Origin of the sequence: Jatrophihabitans lederbergiae (assembly GCF_031845305.1) — a bacterium.
Lineage (GTDB): Bacteria > Actinomycetota > Actinomycetes > Mycobacteriales > Jatrophihabitantaceae > Jatrophihabitans_A > Jatrophihabitans_A lederbergiae.
The window spans coordinates 87,752-107,323 of sequence record NZ_JAVREH010000005.1 but is presented as its reverse complement, the minus strand read 5'-3'; the positions used below and the strand labels follow the sequence as shown (position 1 = coordinate 107,323).

18 protein-coding genes, 1 tRNA gene and 1 pseudogene are annotated in these 19,572 nt (G+C 68.8%); 17 read left to right on the top strand and 3 right to left on the bottom strand.

Annotated elements, in window-relative coordinates:
- Nucleotides 1-103: 103 nt before the first annotated feature.
- Nucleotides 104-1,219, bottom strand: a complete 1,116-nt coding sequence (locus RM423_RS05745) for an ABC transporter ATP-binding protein (RefSeq protein ID WP_311422049.1) — start codon at nucleotides 1,217-1,219, stop codon at nucleotides 104-106.
- Nucleotides 1,220-1,523: 304 nt separating this feature from the next.
- On the opposite strand from RM423_RS05745, the gene RM423_RS05740 reads away from it, so the two are divergent.
- Nucleotides 1,524-2,285: a lysozyme gene (locus RM423_RS05740; protein WP_311422048.1), complete on the top strand. Its 762-nt coding sequence runs from the start codon at nucleotides 1,524-1,526 to the stop codon at nucleotides 2,283-2,285.
- Between the two features lie 322 nt (nucleotides 2,286-2,607).
- Entirely contained in the window at nucleotides 2,608-3,111 is a 504-nt protein-coding gene (locus tag RM423_RS05735; RefSeq protein WP_311422047.1) for an OsmC family protein, read from the top strand.
- Here RM423_RS05735 and RM423_RS05730 read toward each other — a convergent pair.
- Nucleotides 3,090-3,329 carry a GNAT family N-acetyltransferase gene (locus RM423_RS05730; RefSeq protein ID WP_311422046.1) on the bottom strand — a complete coding sequence of 80 codons (240 nt, stop codon included), beginning with the start codon at nucleotides 3,327-3,329 and terminating at the stop codon, nucleotides 3,090-3,092. The two genes, RM423_RS05735 and RM423_RS05730, sit on opposite strands and share 22 nt — an antisense overlap.
- 241 nt (nucleotides 3,330-3,570) lie before the next feature.
- Here RM423_RS05730 and RM423_RS05725 point away from each other — a divergent pair, with 241 nt between their 5' ends.
- The gene (locus tag RM423_RS05725; RefSeq protein ID WP_311422045.1) at nucleotides 3,571-4,671 is read left to right on the top strand and encodes a LacI family DNA-binding transcriptional regulator; all 1,101 of its coding nucleotides are present in this window, start codon (nucleotides 3,571-3,573) and stop codon (nucleotides 4,669-4,671) included.
- A 6-nt stretch (nucleotides 4,672-4,677) separates the two neighbouring features.
- Here RM423_RS05725 and RM423_RS05720 read toward each other — a convergent pair whose 3' ends face one another.
- A complete protein-coding gene (locus RM423_RS05720; protein WP_311422044.1) occupies nucleotides 4,678-5,394 on the bottom strand; it encodes a lysophospholipid acyltransferase family protein in 717 nt (238 codons plus the stop codon).
- Between the two features lie 158 nt (nucleotides 5,395-5,552).
- On the opposite strand from RM423_RS05720, the gene RM423_RS05715 reads away from it, so the two are divergent.
- The 14 genes and pseudogenes from RM423_RS05715 to RM423_RS05650 all read left to right on the top strand — a co-directional run bounded on the left by RM423_RS05715 (nucleotide 5,553) and on the right by RM423_RS05650 (nucleotide 19,540).
- A tRNA-Thr gene (locus tag RM423_RS05715) sits at nucleotides 5,553-5,625 on the top strand.
- A 244-nt stretch (nucleotides 5,626-5,869) separates the two neighbouring features.
- Nucleotides 5,870-6,868, top strand: a pseudogene (locus RM423_RS25430) (MFS transporter); the annotation flags it as partial.
- A 118-nt stretch (nucleotides 6,869-6,986) separates the two neighbouring features.
- On the top strand, nucleotides 6,987-7,172 hold the full coding sequence (locus RM423_RS05705) for a hypothetical protein (RefSeq protein WP_311422042.1): 186 nt from the start codon (nucleotides 6,987-6,989) through the stop codon (nucleotides 7,170-7,172).
- A 33-nt stretch (nucleotides 7,173-7,205) separates the two neighbouring features.
- On the top strand, nucleotides 7,206-8,054 hold the full coding sequence (locus RM423_RS05700; RefSeq protein ID WP_311422041.1) for an NAD-dependent epimerase/dehydratase family protein: 849 nt from the start codon (nucleotides 7,206-7,208) through the stop codon (nucleotides 8,052-8,054).
- Between the two features lie 102 nt (nucleotides 8,055-8,156).
- Entirely contained in the window at nucleotides 8,157-9,296 is a 1,140-nt protein-coding gene (paaA, locus tag RM423_RS05695; RefSeq protein WP_311422040.1) for a 1,2-phenylacetyl-CoA epoxidase subunit PaaA, read from the top strand.
- Complete coding sequence (gene paaB, locus RM423_RS05690) at nucleotides 9,293-9,574, top strand: 1,2-phenylacetyl-CoA epoxidase subunit PaaB (RefSeq protein ID WP_311422039.1); 282 nt, start codon at nucleotides 9,293-9,295, stop codon at nucleotides 9,572-9,574. Before paaA ends, paaB begins: the two co-directional genes overlap by 4 nt.
- Entirely contained in the window at nucleotides 9,571-10,317 is a 747-nt protein-coding gene (gene paaC / locus RM423_RS05685; RefSeq protein ID WP_311422038.1) for a 1,2-phenylacetyl-CoA epoxidase subunit PaaC, read from the top strand. Before paaB ends, paaC begins: the two co-directional genes overlap by 4 nt.
- On the top strand, nucleotides 10,314-10,808 hold the full coding sequence (gene paaD, locus RM423_RS05680; RefSeq protein ID WP_311422037.1) for a 1,2-phenylacetyl-CoA epoxidase subunit PaaD: 495 nt from the start codon (nucleotides 10,314-10,316) through the stop codon (nucleotides 10,806-10,808). The genes paaC and paaD overlap by 4 nt, the downstream gene beginning before the upstream one ends.
- Nucleotides 10,809-10,933: 125 nt before the next feature.
- On the top strand, nucleotides 10,934-11,974 hold the full coding sequence (locus RM423_RS05675; protein ID WP_396327614.1) for a 2Fe-2S iron-sulfur cluster-binding protein: 1,041 nt from the start codon (nucleotides 10,934-10,936) through the stop codon (nucleotides 11,972-11,974).
- A 91-nt stretch (nucleotides 11,975-12,065) separates the two neighbouring features.
- Nucleotides 12,066-13,622: a class I adenylate-forming enzyme family protein gene (locus RM423_RS05670; protein ID WP_311422035.1), complete on the top strand. Its 1,557-nt coding sequence runs from the start codon at nucleotides 12,066-12,068 to the stop codon at nucleotides 13,620-13,622.
- The gene (locus RM423_RS05665) at nucleotides 13,615-14,037 is read left to right on the top strand and encodes a PaaI family thioesterase (RefSeq protein WP_311422034.1); all 423 of its coding nucleotides are present in this window, start codon (nucleotides 13,615-13,617) and stop codon (nucleotides 14,035-14,037) included. The genes RM423_RS05670 and RM423_RS05665 overlap by 8 nt, the downstream gene beginning before the upstream one ends.
- On the top strand, nucleotides 14,034-15,710 hold the full coding sequence (locus tag RM423_RS05660; RefSeq protein ID WP_311422033.1) for an AMP-binding protein: 1,677 nt from the start codon (nucleotides 14,034-14,036) through the stop codon (nucleotides 15,708-15,710). The genes RM423_RS05665 and RM423_RS05660 overlap by 4 nt, the downstream gene beginning before the upstream one ends.
- Nucleotides 15,711-15,746: 36 nt before the next feature.
- A complete protein-coding gene (locus RM423_RS05655) occupies nucleotides 15,747-17,291 on the top strand; it encodes an FAD-binding oxidoreductase (RefSeq protein WP_311422032.1) in 1,545 nt (514 codons plus the stop codon).
- Nucleotides 17,288-19,540, top strand: coding sequence for an anthranilate synthase component I (locus RM423_RS05650; RefSeq protein ID WP_311422031.1), 2,253 nt, complete (start codon nucleotides 17,288-17,290; stop codon nucleotides 19,538-19,540). The genes RM423_RS05655 and RM423_RS05650 overlap by 4 nt, the downstream gene beginning before the upstream one ends.
- Nucleotides 19,541-19,572: the final 32 nt, after the last annotated feature.

Genomic DNA, 19,572 nt, shown 5'->3' with positions numbered 1-19,572 from the left:
CGGGGTCAGCGCAGCAAAAAGGGGACGCCGTCGGTGGTCGGCGTCCCCTTCTGCGTTCAGTGCTTCTGAGACGGCTGGCGCTACGCGCTATACCGGATTGGCGCTACGCGCCTAACCGCTCGCCGGAGTCCGGGTTGAACGCGTGCGTCTCCTCGGTCCGGACTTCGAGGACGATCTCGTTACCGATCTTGGGCGGAACGCGGCCATCGAAGCGGACGGTGAACGGCTTGGCACCCCCGTCGTCGCCCACGTCGTGGGTCTTGGTTCCGGGCAGCTCGCCGTAGACGAACGCGTCCGCGCCGAGCTCCTCGACCAGGGTCGCCTTGAGCTTGAGGCCCCGCCCCGACTCGGACGCATGGAAGGACTCCGGGCGGATGCCCAGGATGATCTCCCTGAGTCCCGCGGCCCGGGCGGCGGCTGCCGCGTCCGGCTTGATGGGAATGCTCAGGCCACCGAGTTGGGCACCGGCGTCGGTGAACGGCACCTTCACCAGGTTCATCGCGGGGGAGCCGATGAATCCCGCCACGAAGGCGTTTCCGGGGCTGTCGTAGAGGTTGCGCGGCGTGTCGACCTGCTGCAGGATGCCGTCCTTGAGCAGGGCCACCCGATCGCCCATCGTCATGGCCTCGACCTGGTCGTGGGTGACATAGATGGTGGTCGTACCGAGCCGGGCCTGCAGGGCCGCGATGTTGGCACGGGTCTCGACCCGCAGCTTGGCGTCGAGGTTGGACAGCGGCTCGTCCATCAGGAAGACGCTGGGCTCTCGCACGATCGCGCGGCCCATGGCGACGCGCTGGCGCTGGCCACCGGACAGCGCCTTCGGCTTGCGGTCGAGGTACTTCTCGAGGTCGAGCAGCTTCGCGGCGGCAAGCACCTTCGCGGCGCGCTCGTCCTTGGAGACGCCCTTGAGCTTCAAGGCGAAACCCATGTTCTCCGCAACCGACATGTGCGGGTACAGCGCGTAGTTCTGGAACACCATCGCGATGTCGCGGTCTTTCGGAGGCTTCTGCGAAACGTCCACCCCGCCGATCCGGATCTCGCCCTGATCGACGTCCTCGAGCCCGGCGAGCATCCGCAGCGCGGTTGACTTTCCGGATCCGGACGGGCCGACGAGCACGACGAACTCGCCGTCGGCAACGTCGAGGTTGAGGCGGTTCACTGCGGGGACCGGGTTTCCCGGGTAGAGGCGCGAGGCCTCCACGTACTGGACTTCAGCCATGGGTCTTCCTCTCGGTGTTGTTGACCGCACCGGGTACGGGCTCCCGCGATTGCGGCAGCCTCACGGCATTCCGCTCGAGATCGGACTCTGACTCCACCGATTGAAGACAGTGAACTCGAACGGCATAGCGGTCGGGACCCTGCCATTGGACAGCGGTGGCGGCGCTACGTCAAGACACGAACGGCGCGGCAGAAAGTTACGCGAGAAAGTTGGCAGCTGTGACCTATTGACGTAGCGGTGTCATATGTCCATATTAGGCAAGGACGGCGTCCCCCGCGCCGTCTCCCTCGAGAAGGAGAACCGTATGTTCGCAGTACAGCCGCTCGCCGGCCGGTTACGCACGAAGCTGTGCGCATCGCTGGCCGCGGTCACCGTAGGAGCCGGGCTGGTCACCGCAGCCCTGTCAGGGGCAGCCCCCGCTGACGCCGCCACAGTCGTCCGCGGCATGGATGTCTCCGGTTACCAGGGCAATGTTGCCTGGGCGACCGCGTACAACAACGGTGCCCGCTTCGCCTACGTCAAGGCGACCGAAGGCACCTCGTACACCAACCCATACTTCTCGCAGCAGTACGGCGGCTCCTACAACGCCGGGATGATCCGCGGCGCGTACCACTTCGCGCACCCGGACAGCTCGAGCGGCACCACCCAGGCCGACTACTTCATCTCCCACGGCGGGGGCTGGTCAGCTGACGGCAAGACCCTGCCGCCAGCACTTGACATCGAGTACAACCCCAGTGGGGCGACCTGCTACGGCTTGTCCCAGGCGTCCATGGTCAGCTGGATCAAGGCCTTCTCGAACGAGATGCACGCTCGCACGAACAAGTATCCGATGATCTACACGACCTATGACTGGTGGAGCACCTGCACCGGCAACTCCAGCGCGTTCGCGGCGACGAACCCGTTCTGGATCGCGATCTACCGCTCCACCCCGCCCACCTCGCTGCCGGCCGGCACCGCCACCTGGACGATGTGGCAGAACGCCGACTCGGGAATCTTCCCCGGTGACCAGGACCAGTTCAACGGCAGCTACACGCAGCTGCAGGCACTGGCCACCAACCACGACTAGCTCTGAGCTCGATCAGCGTGCTGATCGGCTGAGGCTGCATGTGCCTCAGTAGCTGGGCCCTCAGTGGGCGGTCGCCGCATCATCCGGTGGCCGCCCACTGCTGTTGCGACTCGTGGCTGCGTGCGGCGGTGGCGGCCGAGCTTCGCCGTTGGCGGAACGGGTGAGCAGGTATCGTCCGGGCTGAACCGGACGAACTGTTGCCGTGCTGAATTGGTTGCGGCACCGAACCGATACCGCCGAGTACGCGAAGGATGGCCCTGATGCCCCGGCTCCCAGCAACAGAGCGGTCGTTCGCGGAGGCCCTTGCTGCATCGGAGAGAACGTGACCGGTCGTACCGGGCCGGCGGATCACCAGTACGCCGTATCCGTCGAGTGGACCGGCAACACCGGCTCGGGCACCGCGAGCTACCGCGGTTACGACCGGTCCCAGGTGGCCCGGGGCGATGGCAAGAACGACATCCTCGGGTCCTCAGATCCTGCGTTCCTCGGCGATCCGGCGCGGTGGAATCCCGAGGAATTGCTGGTGGTGTCGGCGTCGCAGTGCCATCTGCTCTGGTATCTGCACCTGGCCGCGACCGCCAGGGTGGTCGTGACTTCCTACGTCGATGCCGCGGCCGGCACGCTACGGATGAACTCCGACGGTGGCGGCCAGTTCAGCGAGATCCTGCTGCGTCCCTGGGTGGTGGTCGCTGAGCCGTCCATGGTCGAGCGCGCCGTTCGGCTGCATGACGATGTGGACGCGATGTGCTTCATCGCGCGGTCGCTGAACTTCCCGATCCGGTGCGAGCCGACCGTGACCGCGGCTCAGCCGGTGGGCACCCAGTAGCGGAGCCTTCCCGCGCGTTCGTCCTCGAATCGGCCACCGCTGTGCTCGATGATCTTCCGTGAACCGACATTGCCGGTGTCGCAGGCGATGTGACCGCCGGTCTGCAGCAGCCCGGGGGTGAGGGTGTGCCGGATGCGGAGGCTGCCCAGGAGAGTGTCGTCCTCGACCCACCAGTACGCGGTGGAGTGGACCCAGCCGGCGGGTGGGTCGACCGTCATCACCGGCTCCGCGGCCCTCCGCGGCGAAGTCGGCCATCGCGGATCGGTAGGAGTCGCCGAGTGCCATGATGGGCTCGATCAGTTCCGGCATCCGGCGATTGTGCTTATGCTCGCGGCAGAAATCCAATCATTAAGCTGCTCAGCTCGCGACGTGTCCGCGGGAGCAGGCGTCCGGTGCTTCAGGCTTGTCCGAACGGCTGCTGGGATGTCCGAACCGGGACCAGCCGATACGGTTGGGGCGATGACCACCGAGGGCTCAGACTCCGGCCGCCCGGCTTCGGGCCGGCCGCGGGCGACCCTGGCCGACGTCGCCGCGGCGGTGGGAATCTCTCGGACGACCGCCTCCAATGCGTACAACCGACCGGATCAGCTGTCCAAGGAGCTGCGCCAACGGATCATGGCGGCTGCCGCGGAACTGGGCTATTCGGGCCCGGACCCGATGGCGCGCTCGCTGCGTACCCGGCAGGCAGACGCTGTCGGGCTGATCTTCTCCGAGCGACTCGGCTACGCCTTTCGCGATCCGGCCGCGGTCGAGTTCCTGCACGGGGTGGGGGAGGCCTGCACCGAACGCGGCCGGTCGCTGCTGATCATTCCGGCGGTGCCGGGCGCCGTGCACGCGGACACCGTGCTCCGGGCGGCTGTGGACGGCTTCGTCGTGTTCTCGATCGCGGGTGACGACCCGCACCTGGCCGCGGTCCTGTCCCGGCCACAGCCGGTCGTGGTCGTGGACGCGCCTCGCGACCTGGCCGGAGTGGATTTCGTCGGCATTGATGACCGGGTGGCCTTCGGTCGGGTCGCTGCGCACGTCCTCGGGCTCGGGCACCGCCGGATCGGTGTGGTCGCGGTCCGCCGGGGTGAGGACGTTCCGGCGCGGGGCTCGGCACGTCCACTGCTCGAACGGCTCGACGCCGGTGCGGACCCGCACCCGGTGCGGCATCAGCGGCTGCTCGGACTGCTGGACGCCGTCGAGGCCGCCGGGGTGGACGCGGCGGGCGTGCTGGTGAGTGAGCGGCCCGGCAACGCCCGGGAGGAGGGCGCGCTCGGGGCTGCCGCTTTGCTCGACGCGGGGCCGGGGCTGACCGCGATCATGTGCACCTCCGACATTCTCGCGTTCGGGGCGCTGGACGAGCTGGCGTCGCGTGCCGTCGAGGTGCCGGCGCGGGTCACCGTCACCGGGTTCGACGACGTGCCGGCCGCGAGCTCCGCGGGGCTGACGACGGTCCGGCAGCCGATGGAGCGCAAGGGGCATGCCGCGGTCGAGGCCCTGCTGGACGCGGCCGGTTCGGTGGTGCTGGCCACCTCGCTGGTGGTACGAACAAGCTCGGGGCCGGTGGGTAGCTGACGCCGGTCAGGCGCTCGCTGCCGGGTTGGCCGTTGTCGCCGGGCGGGTCTCGCCCCGGAGTCGCTCGACCTCGGCGGTGATGGCGGCCATGATCTCGTCCGTCATCGCCCTGAGGGTTTCCCCGGTGGGCGCGGCCTGGCGGTACCGGTCGAGGTTGAGCGGTTCACCGACGGAGGCCTCGTGTCGATGCCGCGGAATGGGACGGAAGCGCCCGCGGCGCCCGAGCGTCCGGTGTGCGCCCCACTGGCCGACCGGAACCACCGGAACGTCCGGGCATGAGAGCGCGAGCCTGGCGACGCCGGTCTTGGCCTGCATCGGCCAGTAATCCGGATCGTTCGTGATCGTGCCCTCGGGATAGATGACCACGCACTCGCCACGTTGCAGAGCCTTGGTGGCATCGCGGAGGGAGTCAGCGGCATGCTCGCTCTGGCGGTACACCGGCAGCTGACCGGCGCCTCCCATGATGCGGCCCAGCACCGGCCAGCCGAACACGGTGTGCTTGATCAGGAAGCGGGGGATGCGGCCACTGTGCCAGACCAGCCGGGCCATCGTCAGGGTGTCGGCCTGGGAGATGTGGTTGACCGCGACCAGGACCCCACCGGTGGCGGGCATCCGATCGACGTTGCGCCAACGAAGCCGGAAGAAGGCCGTGGTGATTGGGTAGCTGAGCACCACGCACAGCCGGATCCAGAAGCCGGCCTTGGGCTTGTGCAGGCGGGTCATCTTCTCGCTCCATGGTCGGTCCGGGCATCTGGGAACCATTCGTACCCGCTGCGGTGAGTGGTTTGGCAGGCGGCCCGGGCCGTAGTGGCCCCGGCCGGGGTGGTTGGGCCGACTACGATGATCCCGGCAGGTGGGCTCGGATGGTCGGGCTCGCGCACGCCGGCGTGGCGCAATTGGTAGCGCACCCGACTTGTAATCGGGCGGTTAGGAGTTCAAGTCTCCTCGTCGGCTCAACGGTTCCGGCTCTTCTCCGGCCCTCTCACGTCTCACGCATCACACGAACCGTCGTTTCTGGCCAAGCCGGTCTCCGTGCTGGCTCATAGCGCCGCGCTGCCTCGGCTACCGATGGATGCGCCACTTGGTGACGCCAATTGCGGCCGGACAAGTCAACAGGCGTAAGCGGACAAATGGACTGTTTTATAAGTAACGGATCGGACCAGGCACTTTGACCTAGTGCCTCGTAGGGTCCCGAAGCATGAGTGTTCCCGCGTCCAGCCACCACCGCCCGTCCGGGCGTTCGAACTCGGGTGAGCGCCCGGTACGGGGTGTCGAAGTGCGGGGTGCCGAAGTGCGGGGTGCCGAGGCGGATACCCAGGCTGCAGTTGGCATATCCAGCGCGCTGCTGCTGCTGATGGCGGTCTCGTGCGGCCTGATCGTCGCGAACATCTACTACGTCCAGCCGCTTCTTCCTGACCTCGATCGGCAGTTCGGCGCTGCGTCCAGGGTCGGCTACGGCGTCACCACGACACAACTGGGCTACGCGCTCGGACTGATCTTTCTTGTTCCGCTCGGCGACCTGCTCGCCAAGCGAGCGCTCGCGGTGTCGCTGCTGGCGGCAAGCGCGGTCGCGCTCGCCCTTGCAGCGGTGGCGTGGTCCGCGCTGGTGCTTGTACTGGCGCTCACCTGCGTCGGGGTGTCGAGCGTGGCTGTCAACGTCCTGATCCCGTTCGCGGCCACCCTCGCGAGCGACGGCCAGCGCGGCCGGGTGCTCGGCACCATGATGACCGGCCTGCTGCTCGGCGTTCTGCTCGCGCGAACGGTGTCCGGAGCGCTCGGCCAACTCGCGGGCTGGCGGACCGTCTACATCACTGCCGCCGTTGTCATCGCGCTGCTTGCCGTCGTCCTGTTCCTGGCGCTGCCGGTCCTGCCGGTGCCCGAGGGGTCCCGCAGTTACCCCAGGCTGCTCCGCTCGGTCGTCAGCCTCATTCGCCAGGAGCGGTTCCTGCGTCGGCGGATGCTCGTCGGGGCCTTGGGCTTCGCCAGTTTCCAGCTGCTCTGGACCGCGCTGCCGTCGCTGCTCGCAGCCGCGCCCTTCGGCTACTCGACCGCGGCCATCGGCTCGTTCGGCCTGGTCGGCGCGGCCGGTGTGCTGTGCGCGCAGTCCGCGGGCCGGCTGCAGGATCGCGGCTACGGTCACGTCGCCATCGGCGCCTTCACGTTGTTGCTCGGTGCGGCCTGGCTGGTCTTCGCCGGCCCCCGCCACCTCTGGGTGCTGATCATCGGCATCATCCTGCTCGACATCGGCGTCCAGGGTTTGCACGTGCTCAACCAGGGCCGGATCTACCAGTACAAGGCACAGGTCCGGGGCCCGGGTGACCACCGCCTACATGACCGCCTACTTCGTCGGTGGCTCCGTCGGGAGCCTGCTGGCGCTGACCGTGTTACCGCACGTCGGCTGGACCGGTGTGTGCGTCGCCGGCGGGGTCCTGTTCACCCTGACCGCCGCCCTGTGGTTCCGCGACCGCGATGCCAAGCCCTCACCCGACCTCGTCACCTGATCATTGATGCCCACCATTTGGAGTTCCAATCCCATGCGAATCTTCGTAGCGGGCGCGTCCGGTGCCATCGGCCGCGTCCTCGTCCCGATGCTTGTCGACGCGGGTCACGAGGTCGTCGGCACGTCGCGCTCCGCTTCGTCGGCCGCCGAGTTGGCAAGCCTGGGCGCCAAGGGTGTCGTGCTCGACGTCCTGGACCCCGGGGCCACCACCGAGGCCGTTCGGTCGGCGGCGCCCGACGTTGTGCTGCACGAGCTGACGGCACTGGCAGGAGGTTCGTCGGCCGACAATGCGCACCTGCGCCGGGTCGGTACCCGCAACCTCGTCGAGGCCACCAAAGCGATCGGCGTGAACCGCATGGTCGCCCAATCCATCTCGTGGGCCTATGCCGCGGGTGACACCCCGGCAGACGAGAGCGACGCTCTCGATGTCGGGGCACCCGAGCCGCGCTCCATGACCATCGGCGGCATCCAGGCCCTCGAAGGCGCGGTCGCGGAACTGCCCGAGCACGTGATCCTGCGATACGGGACCCTCTACGGCCCTGGTACCTGGTACGCGCCCAACGGCTTCATGGCGGGCAAGCTTGCCGGCGGAGAGCTGGCCGCCAACGATGCGGTCAGCTCGTTCATCCACGTACGAGACGCTGCCAGGACGACGGTCCAGGCCCTTGAGTGGCCGAACGGTCCGGTCAACATCGTCGACGACGAACCGGCACCGGCCCGCGCCTGGGTGCCGGTGCTCGCCGGCGCCGTAGGGCGCCCCACGCCCGAGCCGACGTCCGGCCGGGCCGGGTGGGAGCGAGGCGCCACGAACGGCCTGGCGAAGTTCCGCGGAATGACCCTCGAATTTCCCTCATGGCGAACCGGATTCGCCGACGGCAGCTGAGCAACACCTGCCACCTGCCCCCTGCCCCCTGTCAGCACCCCAGCGCAACTCGCCCAGGCGGCAAGACAGCCAGACCCGATATGCGGAATGTAGGTCGATCACATGCACATCCAGACTGGGCGCGAGGCGACCCGCGCCAGTACCGACATGCTGCTAGGCGAGGTGGCGCAGGCGGAGGAACTGCTCGCCGACGCCCGATCCCGGGTTGCGCCCGGGCCGCGGCCGCTGCCCGGCGAGGACGCGCATACCGAGGCGGAGTTGCTCGCCCGCTTCGAGGCCATCATCGCCGCCGACGGCAAGATCGAGCCGCGCGACTGGGTTCCCGAGCGCTACCGGGCGAGCCTCGTCCGCCAAATCGCCCAGCACGCGCACTCCGAGATCGTCGGCATGCAGCCCGAGACCAACTGGCTCACCCGCGCGCCCAGCCTGCGTCGCAAGGCGATCCTGCTGGCCAAGGTGCAGGACGAGGCCGGGCACGGGCTTTATCTGTACGGCGTTGCCGAGACGCTCGGCGCCGACCGCGAGGAGCTGCTCGACGCCCTGCACCAGGGGCGGCAGAAGTACCTGTCGTTCATCAACTACCCGACGCTCACCTGGGCCGATGTCGGCGCGCTGGCATGGCTGACGGACGGCGCCGCGGTCGTCAACCAGGTGCCGCTGTGCCGGTCGTCCTACGGGCCGTACGCGCGGGCCATGGTGCGGGTGTGCAAGGAAGAGTCCTTCCATCACCGGCAGGGCTTCGACCTGCTCTGGACGCTGACCCACGGCAGCCCGGAGCAGCAGCGGATGGCTCAGGATGCCGTGAACCGCTGGTGGGACCCGGCGCTGGCGATGTTCGGCCCACCGCACCAGCGTTCCACCCACAGCGCCAAGTCCATGGAATGGCGCATCAAGCGGTTCACCAACGACGAGCTGCGCCAGCGTTTCGTTGACATCTGCGTTCCGCAGGCAGAGGCCCTCGGCGTCACCCTGCCCGACTCGGCCCTGGCCTGGAACACCGACCGGGGTCACTACGACTTCTCGCCTCCGGACTGGGACGAGTTGGCGCGCGTCGTCGCCGGCGACGGCCCGTGCAACCGTCAGCGGGTCGCGCACCGGCGCAAGGCTCACGAGGACGGTGCCTGGGTGCGCGAGGCCGCGATGGCGCATGCACGCAAGCACTCGGACCGGGCCGCTGCCGCGCCGGCTGCCAACGCTACGGCGAGTGCGGCTTCGGCTGCCAGCGCTACGGCAGTCGCATGACCGCCATGCCGCTCTGGGAGGTGTTCGTCCGCGCCCGCCGCGGCCTGGGCCACTTGCATGTGGGCAGCCTGCGGGCCGCCGACGGCCGGCTTGCCCTGCAGAACGCCCGGGATCTGTACACCCGCCGCGGTGAGGGCATCTCGATCTGGGTGGTGCCGACGGCCGAGATTCTCGCGTCCAGCCCGGACGAGCTGGACTCGATGTTCGACCCGGCGCTGGACAAGGCGTACCGCTTTCCGAACTACTTCGACCTGCCCGAGGGAGTCGAGCAATTATGACCGACTACCGGTACCTGCTGCGCCTGGGCGATGACTCCCTGGTGGCGACGCAGCGACTGCTGCAGTGGTGCACCGTCGCCCCGCAGATCGAAGAGGACGTCGCGCTGGCCAACATCGCCCTCGATCAGCTCGGCCAGGCGCGGGTGTTGCTCAGCTACGCCGGCGAACTCGAAGGTGCCGGCCGCGACGAGGACTCACTGGCCTACCTGCGCGATGAGCAGGAATTCACCAACGTCGCCCTGGTGGAGCTGCCGAACGAGGACTTCTCCGTCACAGTGGCGAAGATGCTCGCGTTCAGCGCCTACCAGCACGTGCTGTACGGGCACCTCGAGGACAGCGGCGACGCCCGGATCTCGGCCATCGCGGTGAAGGCCGGTAAAGAGGTCGCCTACCACCTGAACCACTTCTCCACCTGGGCCGCGCGCCTCGGTGATGGCACCGAGCTGTCCCATGCCCGCATGACGTCGGCCATCGATTCCGTGTGGCCCTGGACCCATGAGCTGTTCCGCTCCGACGAGGTCTTCGACGCGGCGGCGGCCGGCGGTTACGGGCTCGACCCGGCCCAGCTGCGGCCGGGCTGGCTGAATCTGGTGGATGAGGTGTTCGCGAGCGCGACCGTGTCACGTCCCCTGGATGGCTGGGCCCCTGAGGGCGCGCGCTCCGGTCTGCACACCGAGCACTTCGGGTTCCTGATCGCTGAGATGCAGAGCCTGCACCGGGCTCACGCAGGGGTGAACTGGTGAGCGCTCTCGCCACGCTCAAGACAGCGGTCGGTTCTGTGTGCGACCCCGAGATCCAGGTGCTCACCATCGCCGAGCTCGGCGTCCTGCGCCACGTCAGCCTGGACGACGGCCGCCCGACCGTGACCATCACCCCCACCTACGTCGGCTGCCCAGCCATGGACGTCATCCGCGAGGACATCGCTGACGCCGCACGTACCGCCGGCTTCGATGACATCGCCATCGTCACGGTCTGGTCGCCGGCCTGGACGACGGACTGGCTCGACGAGTCGGCGCGCAGCAAACTGGCTGCCGCGCGAATAGCACCACCGGCGCAACGTCCGCGCGAATCCGTCCTGCTGCAGATCGGTACGGCCAGATCGGCCGGCGTGCAATGTCCCTCATGCGGCAGCGCGGAAACCCATGAGACTTCCCGGTTCGGCTCGACCGCCTGCAAGTCGCTGTGGACCTGCGCCGGCTGTGGTGACCCATTCGACCACCTGAAGGCACATTGATGACCGCCGCGACGATCACCGGTGCCGTTTCTCCCGCGGCTGTAACGATCGTTGCCAGTACCAGCGGGTTCCATGCATTGTGCGTCAGTTCCGTCGACCCCGTGTCAGCGGATGGCTCCGCGGTGATGCTCACCTTCGACGTCCCTTCCGAGCTGCGTCCCTCGTACGCCTTCGCGGCGGGCCAGCACGTGACCGTCCGGGTCTCGATCGCCGGGGTCGAAGTGCGCCGGCCCTACTCCCTGTGCTCGACGCCGACCGAGTTGCACCGCACCGGCCGATTGCGAATTGGGGTACGCACTGTGCCCGGCGGCGCCTTCTCGCTATACACCGCAGGCCTTCGTCCCGGTGACGACCTGGAGGTGATGACCCCGCGCGGCGGCTTCACGACCGCGGTGGAGTTCACCCGGCAACGCCGCTACGCCGCCATCGTGGCAGGCTCCGGCGTCACCCCGCTGATGTCCCTGGTGGCCACCGCCCTGGACGTCGAAGCCGGCAGTACGTTCACGCTGCTCTATGCCAATCGGGGCCTCGCGTCCACCATGTTCGTTGATGAGTTGGCGCAGCTGAAGGACCGGTTCCTCGATCGCTTCGAGCTGTTCCACCTTGCATCCAGGCAGGACCGCGGCGAGGGCTTGCGTCCAGGACGCCCGGACGGGGCCCGGCTGGGTGAACTGCTGCCGCGCATCGTGGACACCACGGCCGTCGACGAGTGGTTCCTGTGCGGGCCGCAAGAGTTGTGCCAGGCAGCGAGTTCCGTGTTGACCGATCGTGGTGTGCCCAGCGCCCGAATCCGCACCGAGCTGTTCCACGCCCCCGCCGGTGCCCCCGTACCCAGCGCGCCGATCCCCACCGCAGCAGGCGAAATCGATACGGGCGGGGCAACCGTGGCAGGGACGCTCACCACCGTCGCCCACGGCAGCCGCACCACGACCGCACTGCTGCCGGGCAGGTCGCTGCTCGACTCCGCGCTGGTCGTCAATCCTGAACTGCCCTACTCGTGCACCACCGGGGTCTGCGGCACCTGTCGCGCCCTGCTGGTGTGCGGGGAGGTGGAGGTCGGTGCCCAGTGGGCGCTGAGCCCCGAAGAAATCACAGCCGGCCAGATCCTCACCTGCCGGGCCCGTCCCCGCAGCTCCTCGCTCACGATCGACTACGACCTCAGCTAGCCCGCACCACCCGCTCGACGCCACCGGCACGCGGCTCGACCCAGTCGCTCGCCCGGGCATACATCACCCTGTGACCGAAAGAGGTATTTCGATGAAGACGAAGGCTCGAGGCTTCTACATCGGCCTCATGTTCGAGGAGGCAGCTGCCGTCCACGGCAACTCCCCCGTCGTGCTGGACCAGCCACTGCAGCTGGCGCCGGCGGAGGGAACGACTGTCACCGTCGGCCGGTTGGCGGCGCTGGTACGGCGGCTGTCGGCCCAGCTGCACGCCGCGGGCATCCGCCCCCAGGATCGGGTGGTCATCTTCAAGACCAACAACTTCGACATCGCCCTGCTCGCGGCCGCCGCGCAACGGATCGGTGCGGTGCCGGCGCTGCTGTCGCCGATGCTGCCGGGAGACACCGTGTCGCAACTGCTGCGCCGGCTGGAGCAGCCCTGGCTGATCACCGACCGAGCGATGCTGGACCGTGAAACCATCGACCTCGATGCCGCCCGCACGGTGCTGCTGTCCGCCGGTGAGGCGCTGCTCGGAACCCAGGTACTGCCCGATGTCGACGGCCTGCCCGAGCCCGTCGCGGCCGTTCCGGCGATTCATCAGCCCGCCTTCATCTCGCACACCTCGGGCACCACCGGGCTTCCCAAGCTGGCCATTCAGACACCGTCGGCACTCTGGTACCGGCTGCGGGTGCAGAAGCTCGTCGCCTCGCGCACCTGGCGCAAGGAGACCGTGGCGCTCTGCATCAGCTTCGTGCACGCCCGGTTCTACAGCGCGCTCTACATGGGGATCTCGTACGGCAATCCGCTGGTGGTCGCGATAGACCCGAGCGCGGCAGCCATCGGCGGCCTGTTCCGCGAGCACCGCCCCGGCGTGGTGGAGACCCAGCCCAACACGTTCGTGTCCTGGGAGGAACTCGCGGGCGCGCCGGGCGCTCCACTGTCCAGCGTCCGGTACTACAGCGCCACCTTCGACGCGATTCACCCGCGTACCGTCCAGACGCTGCTCGGTGCCTCGAAGCGTCCGCGCCCGAAGTTCTTTCAGCTGTACGGACAAACCGAAACGGGTCCGGTCACCGGAAACTGGATCTCTCAGCGCAAGGCAGCCAGTGTGGACGGCCGCTGCGTCGGCTGGGCATTGCCGGGCACCATCAGGCTGCGCATCGTCGATGACGATGGCACGCCCCTGCCCCGCGGCGAGGTCGGCCACATCGAGGTGCGCAGCCGCACCCGGGCCACCGACTACCTGGGCGAGTCCGACCGGTTCGCCGCGCAGCTGCACGACGGCTGGTGGCGAATGGGCGACACCGGGACCAAGGACCGGATCGGCCGGGTACACCTGCTCGACCGTGAGATCGACCGGCTGGAGGACACCGACAGCAACCTCGAGATCGAGGACGAGCTGATGTCGCTGCTACCCGAGCTGCGCGAGATCGTCATCGTCGCCGGCGATCACGGTCAACCGGTGCCGGTCGTGTGCACCCGCGGTGACCTGCCGCTGGACAATGCCCGTTGGAAGAAGGCCATTGCCGGTCGTCCCGGTCTCGGTGCTCCGCGGCAACTGCGCTTCGACCAGCTGCCGATGACGGCAACCTGGAAGATCCGGCGCCCGGAGCTGGTCCAGCTGCTGCAGGGTGGCGGCCTCGATGACTGAGCTCGCCACAGTGGTCGACCCGGGTCAGCTGGCGCGCCTGCTGGACATCACCATCGATGAGGCCGGCCCTGGCCGGGCTGAGGGCTCGATGAGGGTCGAGGGCAACACCCAGACGTACGGCCTGCTGCATGGCGGTGCCTCGTGCGTCCTCGCCGAGACCCTCGCCTCGGTTGCGGCCTGCCACCACTTCGCCGCCCGTGGTGGCGTGGCCGTCGGCGTGGACATCAACGCGACCCATCACGCCGCCGTGCGCGGCGGCCGGGTCACCGGCGTAGCCAAGGCACTACACCTCGGCCGGACGCTGGCCAGTTACGAGGTCGTGATCAGCGACGAGCGCGGTAAGCGGGTATGCACGGCGCGAATGACGGCGGCGTATCGGGCGATCCCGGTCACCGCGACGGACACCGACCGATGAACGCGCCCTCCCTCACCGTGCCGGCCGCTCCGGACACCACGGCTCCCGCGGCGTACCTGGCCGCACCGACGCGGAGCGCACACGTCGACACCTTCGCCCGCGACCTGCTACCCGCCGCGACTGCCTGCCCCACAGTGCGCTTCGACCTACCCGAGCTGCGCTACCCCGATCGGGTCAACTGCGCCGTGGAACTGCTCGACGGCACCATCATGCGCGTCGGTGGGCACCGCCCCTGCGTCCGAACCGACGACGGCGAGGTCTGGTCCTACAACGAGGTCGCGGACCTGGTGAACCGGGTAGCGGCCGTGCTGGTCGAGGATCTGCATGTGGTACCGGGCAACCGGGTGCTGCTGCGCGGACCCAACACCCGATGGCTGCTGGTCTGCTGGTTGGCCGCGCTCCGGGCGGGCGCTGTCGTGGTCACCACGATGCCGCTGCTACGGGCGCGGGAGCTGCGCGAGTGCCTGGATAAGGCCGCGGTCGACGTCGCCCTGTGCGATGACCGTTACCTCGACGAGTTGCGCGATGCCGGGCTGGCCGCGAACCGCATCGTCTCGTGGGGAGCGGCTGCCGACGCCGACCTGACCAGGCGCGCGGAATCGAAGGCGGCGGGCTTCGTCCCGGTCGACACCGCCGCCGACGACATCGCGCTCATCGCGTTCACCTCCGGCACCAGCGGCACGCCGAAGGCCACCGCCCATTTCCACCGCGACGTCCTCGCCATTGCCGACACCTTCTCCGCGCACCTGCTCCAGCCGCGGGCCGATGACGTCTTCGCAGGCAGCCCGCCACTGGCGTTCACGTTCGGCCTCGGCGGCCTGCTGGTGTTCCCGATGCGCGTGGGCGCCTGCACCGTGATGAGCGAGCGCCCGGCACCCAAGGACCTATTCGCGTCGGTGGCGCGGCACGGGGTCACGATCCTGTTCACCGCGCCGACGGCCTACCGCGCCATCCTCGAGCACCTCGGCCACCTGGAGCTCGGCTCGCTGCGTACCTGCGTGTCAGCTGGTGAGGCGCTGCCGGCCGTGGTCTGGCATGCCTTTCATGACGCCACCGGCCTGCGCATCGTCGACGGCATCGGCTCGACCGAGATGCTGCACGTGTTCGTCTCGGCGGCCGGTGATGACATCCGTCCGGGTTCCACGGGACGTGCGGTACCCGGCTTCCGGGCCAGGGTGGTCGATGACTCCGGTCGGCCGGTGCCCACCGGCGTGGTCGGAATGCTGGCCGTCCAGGGACCGACCGGGTGCCGCTACCTCGATGACGAGCGACAGCAACGCTACGTCCGCGACGGCTGGAATCTGACCGGTGACCGCTACCTCCAGGACTCCGACGGCTACCTGTGGCACCAGGGCCGCGCCGATGACCTGATCGTCTCCTCCGGCTACAACATCGCCGGCCCCGAGGTGGAACACACGCTCGTCCGGCATCCGGATGTGGTCGAGTCCGGGGTGGTCGGCGTACCGGACGAGGCGCGCGGCACCGTGGTGAAGGCCTTCGTCGTCCTGGCCGCCGGAGTCGTCGCCGACGACGCGAAGGCCCGTGAACTGCAGGAATTCGTGAAGAGCGAGATCGCGCCCTACAAGTACCCCCGGCTCGTGGAGTTCGTGGGGTCCCTGCCCCGCACCGACAACGGAAAGCTGCGCCGCGCCCTGCTGCGCGAGCGGTCCTGAGCCCCCGCCCACCCCCCCAGAAAGGCTGTTTCACCAATGGACAGAAGATCATTCCTCGCGACCGGCGTCGCCCTGTCAGCCGGCGCGGTGGTTACCGCGGCAGGCGCATCCCCCTCGGGCGGTGACCTCGCCGCGGCGCACGGCCGGCGTCGTAGGCTGCCGTGGGACCAGTTGCGCAGGCACCTCACCGGTCGGTTGGTGCTGCCCTCGGACGAGGCGTACGAGCAGGCACACCGGCTCGCGGCGGCTCAATTCGACAGCATCTTCCCGCAGGCCGTAGCTCTGTGCGCCACCGAGCGCGATGTCGCCACCTGCATAGCCTTTGCCCAGCAGCACTCCCTGCCCAGCGCCGTGCGCAGCGGGGGTCACAGCTTTGCCGGATTCTCGACGTCCGAGGGTCTGGTCATCGACCTGTCCGGCTTCCGCCAGGTCACGGTCGGATCGTCCTCGGTGCACGTCGGCCCCGCTGCGCAGATGGTGGACGTCGTGACGGCTCTGTCGCCCCACGGGCTCGCCGTGCCGGGTGGCTTCTGCCCGACCGTGTGCCCGGGCGGGTTCATCTCCGGTGGTGGCATGGGTTGGATGTACCGCAAGTACGGACCCGCCTGCGACCGGGTGCTGTCGGCGCGGGTGGTGCTCGCCAACGGTCACACAGTAACTGCCTCGCCGCGGCAGAACCCTGATCTGTACTGGGCAATTCGGGGCGGAGGTGGCGGCAACTTCGGCGTGATCGTCGACTACGAGCTTGCCCCGACCACCGAAACCCGGGTGGGTTACTTCACGTTGACCTGGCCGTGGGCGCAGGCAGATCACGTGCTGACCCAGCTGCAGGAGTGGTTCACCAACACCTCCCCGGACCTCGCGCCGCGGGCGGGCATCCTGCTCAGCAACGCCGCGCCGGGTGCCGTTCCGACCGTCATCGTCACCGGCGTGCACTTCGGCAGCAGGGCGACCCTCGACGCCGATCTCGCTGAGCTCGTCTCGATGATCGGCAGCGCGCCCGCGACCCGCGTGGTGGACGAGCTCTCCTACCAGCAGGCCAGCATGCGGCAGTTCGGCTGCCAGAACGACTCGGTGGAGCAGTGCCATCTCAGCGGGGCCAACCCCGAGGCGCTGCTGCCCCGCCAGCAGTTCGTCCTGAACCGCAGCCGCATGCACGACAAGGCCATTTCCGATTCCGGTTTCGACGGCATCCTCACCGCCTTCGACGCCGATCGGCGAGCGGGCCAGTACCGCTACCTCGGCCTGCTGTCGCTGGGCAAGAACGCCAACCGCCCGGCGCCCGGTGACACCGCCTACGTGCACCGAAGGTCCTCGCTGTTCTCGGTCTTCACTGCCGGCCTGAGTTCGGCGACGCCGTCCAGCGATGACCGGGCAGCGGCGGTCGACTGGGCGCGTGGCGGCTTCCGTGCGATCGACGCCCACTCCAACGGGCACACCTACGTCAACTACCCGGACACCGAACTCGCCAACTGGGAATGGGCCTACTACGGAACGAATTACCCGCGGCTGCTCGAGGTCAAGCACGCCTACGATCCGCACCGGTTCTTCCGCTTCTCCCAGAGCGTGGGCGGACGGTGACCTCCCGGCTCGACACCAAGCCGTCAGCGGCCGACGTGTCGGCCGGCGCCGGCTCACGTGAGGACGACGCCCGCCGCTGGCGAACTCCCGGTGGGGTCGAGGTAGCGCGCAGCCGACATGCCGTGGGCTCGGCCACGGTACTGCGGGTGGAGCTGGAGAGCGCACTCGACACCCGGCGCGGGCTGTTGATGGTGCGCGGCGTGGACCACGCCGTCGGCTACGTCGACCCGCCGGTGGAGATCGTCGTTACCGGCGGCCGGATTGTCTTGCGCGCGCTGAACGGCCGCGGCCGGGTGCTGTTGCCCGCACTGCGCGAGGCGGTCGTGGGCGAGCTGGAGGTCGACGTCGACGAGCCGTCGGAGTTCGGTGGCCGGGCGCTTGCGCCCGCGGAGTCCTTTCCCGAAGAGGAGCGCACCCGCCAGGTGGGAGTCTTCCGGGTGCTGCGCGCGCTCGTCGGTGCCCTCGCCGGGCCGGACCGATTGCTGGGGCTGTACGGCGCCTTCGGCTATGACCTGCTGTTCGAGCTGGAACCCATATCGTTGCGGCACGAACGCGAGTGCGGTGATCACGATCTCGTGCTGCACCTTCCGGACGAGATCATCGAGTTCGATTCCGGTCGGGACGAGGCCATCCGGTACCGGTACGAGTTCGTCGTCGCCGGAACCTCGACTGTCGGTCGCAACGGCGGGACAGCGGCCAGTGCCTTCGTCCCCGGCACACCGACCGCCTCGCGCGATCTGGCTCCGGGCGGCTACGCGGCGATCGTCGACGAGGCGATGGCGTCCTTCTACGCCGGTGACCTCTTCGAGGTGGTTCCCAGCCAGGTGTTCTACCGTGCCTGTGTCCGGACTCCGGCGCAGCTGTTCAGGGCGTTGCTCACCAGCAACCCGGCGCCACACAGCCTGCTCGCCAACCTCGGGGCGGGGGAATACCTTGTCGGGGCATCGCCCGAGATGTTCGTCCAGGTCGGCACCGATGCCGTCGTCCGGACCTCGCCGATCAGTGGAACCGTGGCGCGCGGGCGCGACGCGCTGCAGGACGCGGAACGGATCCGGGAACTGCTCAACTCGTCCAAGGACGAGTGCGAGCTGACCATGTGCACCGACGTCGACCGCAACGACAAGTCCCGGGTCTGCGTGCCGGGGACAGTGCGGGTCACCGGCAGGCGCGAGATCGTCCGGTACTCCAAGCTGATTCACACCGTTGACCGCGTCGAGGGCGTCCTCAAGCCCGACCGCGACGCTCTCGATGCGTTCCTCACGCACCTGTGGGCGGTCACGGTCACCGGGGCGCCGAAGCTCCCGGCCGTGCAGTTCATCGAAGACCATGAGCGATCGCCCCGCCGCTGGTACGGCGGCGCGGTCGGGCACATCGGGTTCGACGGTTCGCTGGACACCGTGCTGACACTGCGCACCATGCAGATCCGCGACGGCATCGCCAGCGTCCGGGCGGGCGCCACGGTGCTCGTCGATTCGGTTCCGGCTGCCGAGGAGGCCGAGACCGAATTGAAGGCGTCGGCACTGTTGTGGGTACTCGACGGCTCGGACACGAAGCCGGAGCGCACAGTCGCGCCAGGTCAGGCAGCCGAGCATGGTGAGGTGAACGTGCGTGACGCAGAGGGGTCAGCCCGCCGGCCGGCCCCGCGCGTGCTGTTGGTGGATCACCGCGATTCGTTCGTGCACTGCCTCGGTGACTACCTGCGCCAGACCGGGGCGGACGTCACCACCTACCGTGCCGGGCACCATCTCAGGCGACTGGAAGCCGAACGGCCCGATCTCGTGGTGCTGTCGCCCGGACCCGGCCGGCCGGGCGACCATGGCCTCGCGGCCACGATCTCCGAGGCGCAGCGCCTCGGACTCGCCGTGTTCGGGGTATGCCTGGGCCTGCAGGGCCTGGTCGAGCACGCCGGGGGGCGCCTGCACATGCTGGCCCGGCCCGTGCACGGCAAGTGCTCCACCATCGAGGTGATCGCCGGTGACAGCCGGTTGTTCGCCGGGCTGCCGAGGCGTCTGGAGGTTGGGCGCTACCACTCGCTGGCGGTCACACCCGCGATGCTGCCGGACAGCCTCCGCGCGGTCGCGGTCACCCACGACGGCATCGTGATGGCCGTCGAACATCGCACGTTGCCCATCGCAGCCGTGCAATTCCATCCGGAGTCGATCATGACCGCTGATGGCCAGGTCGGCCGCCGGATCATCGACAACGTGATGGCCGCATTCATCCGCCAGCCTCAGGGAGTTCCGTCGTGACCCGTCCGAAGCCGTCCGAGCAGCAGGTACTG

Excerpts from the sequence above, each read along its gene's own strand:
- RM423_RS05745 (WP_311422049.1), bottom strand. The coding sequence starts at position 1,219 with ATGGCTGAAGTCCAGTACGTGGAGGCCTCGCGCCTCTACCCGGGAAAC.
- RM423_RS05740 (WP_311422048.1), top strand. The coding sequence starts at position 1,524 with ATGTTCGCAGTACAGCCGCTCGCCGGCCGGTTACGCACGAAGCTGTGC.
- RM423_RS05730 (WP_311422046.1), bottom strand. The coding sequence starts at position 3,329 with ATGACGGTCGACCCACCCGCCGGCTGGGTCCACTCCACCGCGTACTGG.
- RM423_RS05725 (WP_311422045.1), top strand. The coding sequence starts at position 3,571 with ATGACCACCGAGGGCTCAGACTCCGGCCGCCCGGCTTCGGGCCGGCCG.
- RM423_RS05720 (WP_311422044.1), bottom strand. The coding sequence starts at position 5,394 with ATGACCCGCCTGCACAAGCCCAAGGCCGGCTTCTGGATCCGGCTGTGC.
- RM423_RS05700 (WP_311422041.1), top strand. The coding sequence starts at position 7,206 with ATGCGAATCTTCGTAGCGGGCGCGTCCGGTGCCATCGGCCGCGTCCTC.
- paaA (WP_311422040.1), top strand. The coding sequence starts at position 8,157 with ATGCACATCCAGACTGGGCGCGAGGCGACCCGCGCCAGTACCGACATG.
- paaB (WP_311422039.1), top strand. The coding sequence starts at position 9,293 with ATGACCGCCATGCCGCTCTGGGAGGTGTTCGTCCGCGCCCGCCGCGGC.
- paaC (WP_311422038.1), top strand. The coding sequence starts at position 9,571 with ATGACCGACTACCGGTACCTGCTGCGCCTGGGCGATGACTCCCTGGTG.
- RM423_RS05675 (WP_396327614.1), top strand. The coding sequence starts at position 10,934 with ATGCTCACCTTCGACGTCCCTTCCGAGCTGCGTCCCTCGTACGCCTTC.
- RM423_RS05670 (WP_311422035.1), top strand. The coding sequence starts at position 12,066 with ATGAAGACGAAGGCTCGAGGCTTCTACATCGGCCTCATGTTCGAGGAG.
- RM423_RS05665 (WP_311422034.1), top strand. The coding sequence starts at position 13,615 with ATGACTGAGCTCGCCACAGTGGTCGACCCGGGTCAGCTGGCGCGCCTG.
- RM423_RS05660 (WP_311422033.1), top strand. The coding sequence starts at position 14,034 with ATGAACGCGCCCTCCCTCACCGTGCCGGCCGCTCCGGACACCACGGCT.
- RM423_RS05655 (WP_311422032.1), top strand. The coding sequence starts at position 15,747 with ATGGACAGAAGATCATTCCTCGCGACCGGCGTCGCCCTGTCAGCCGGC.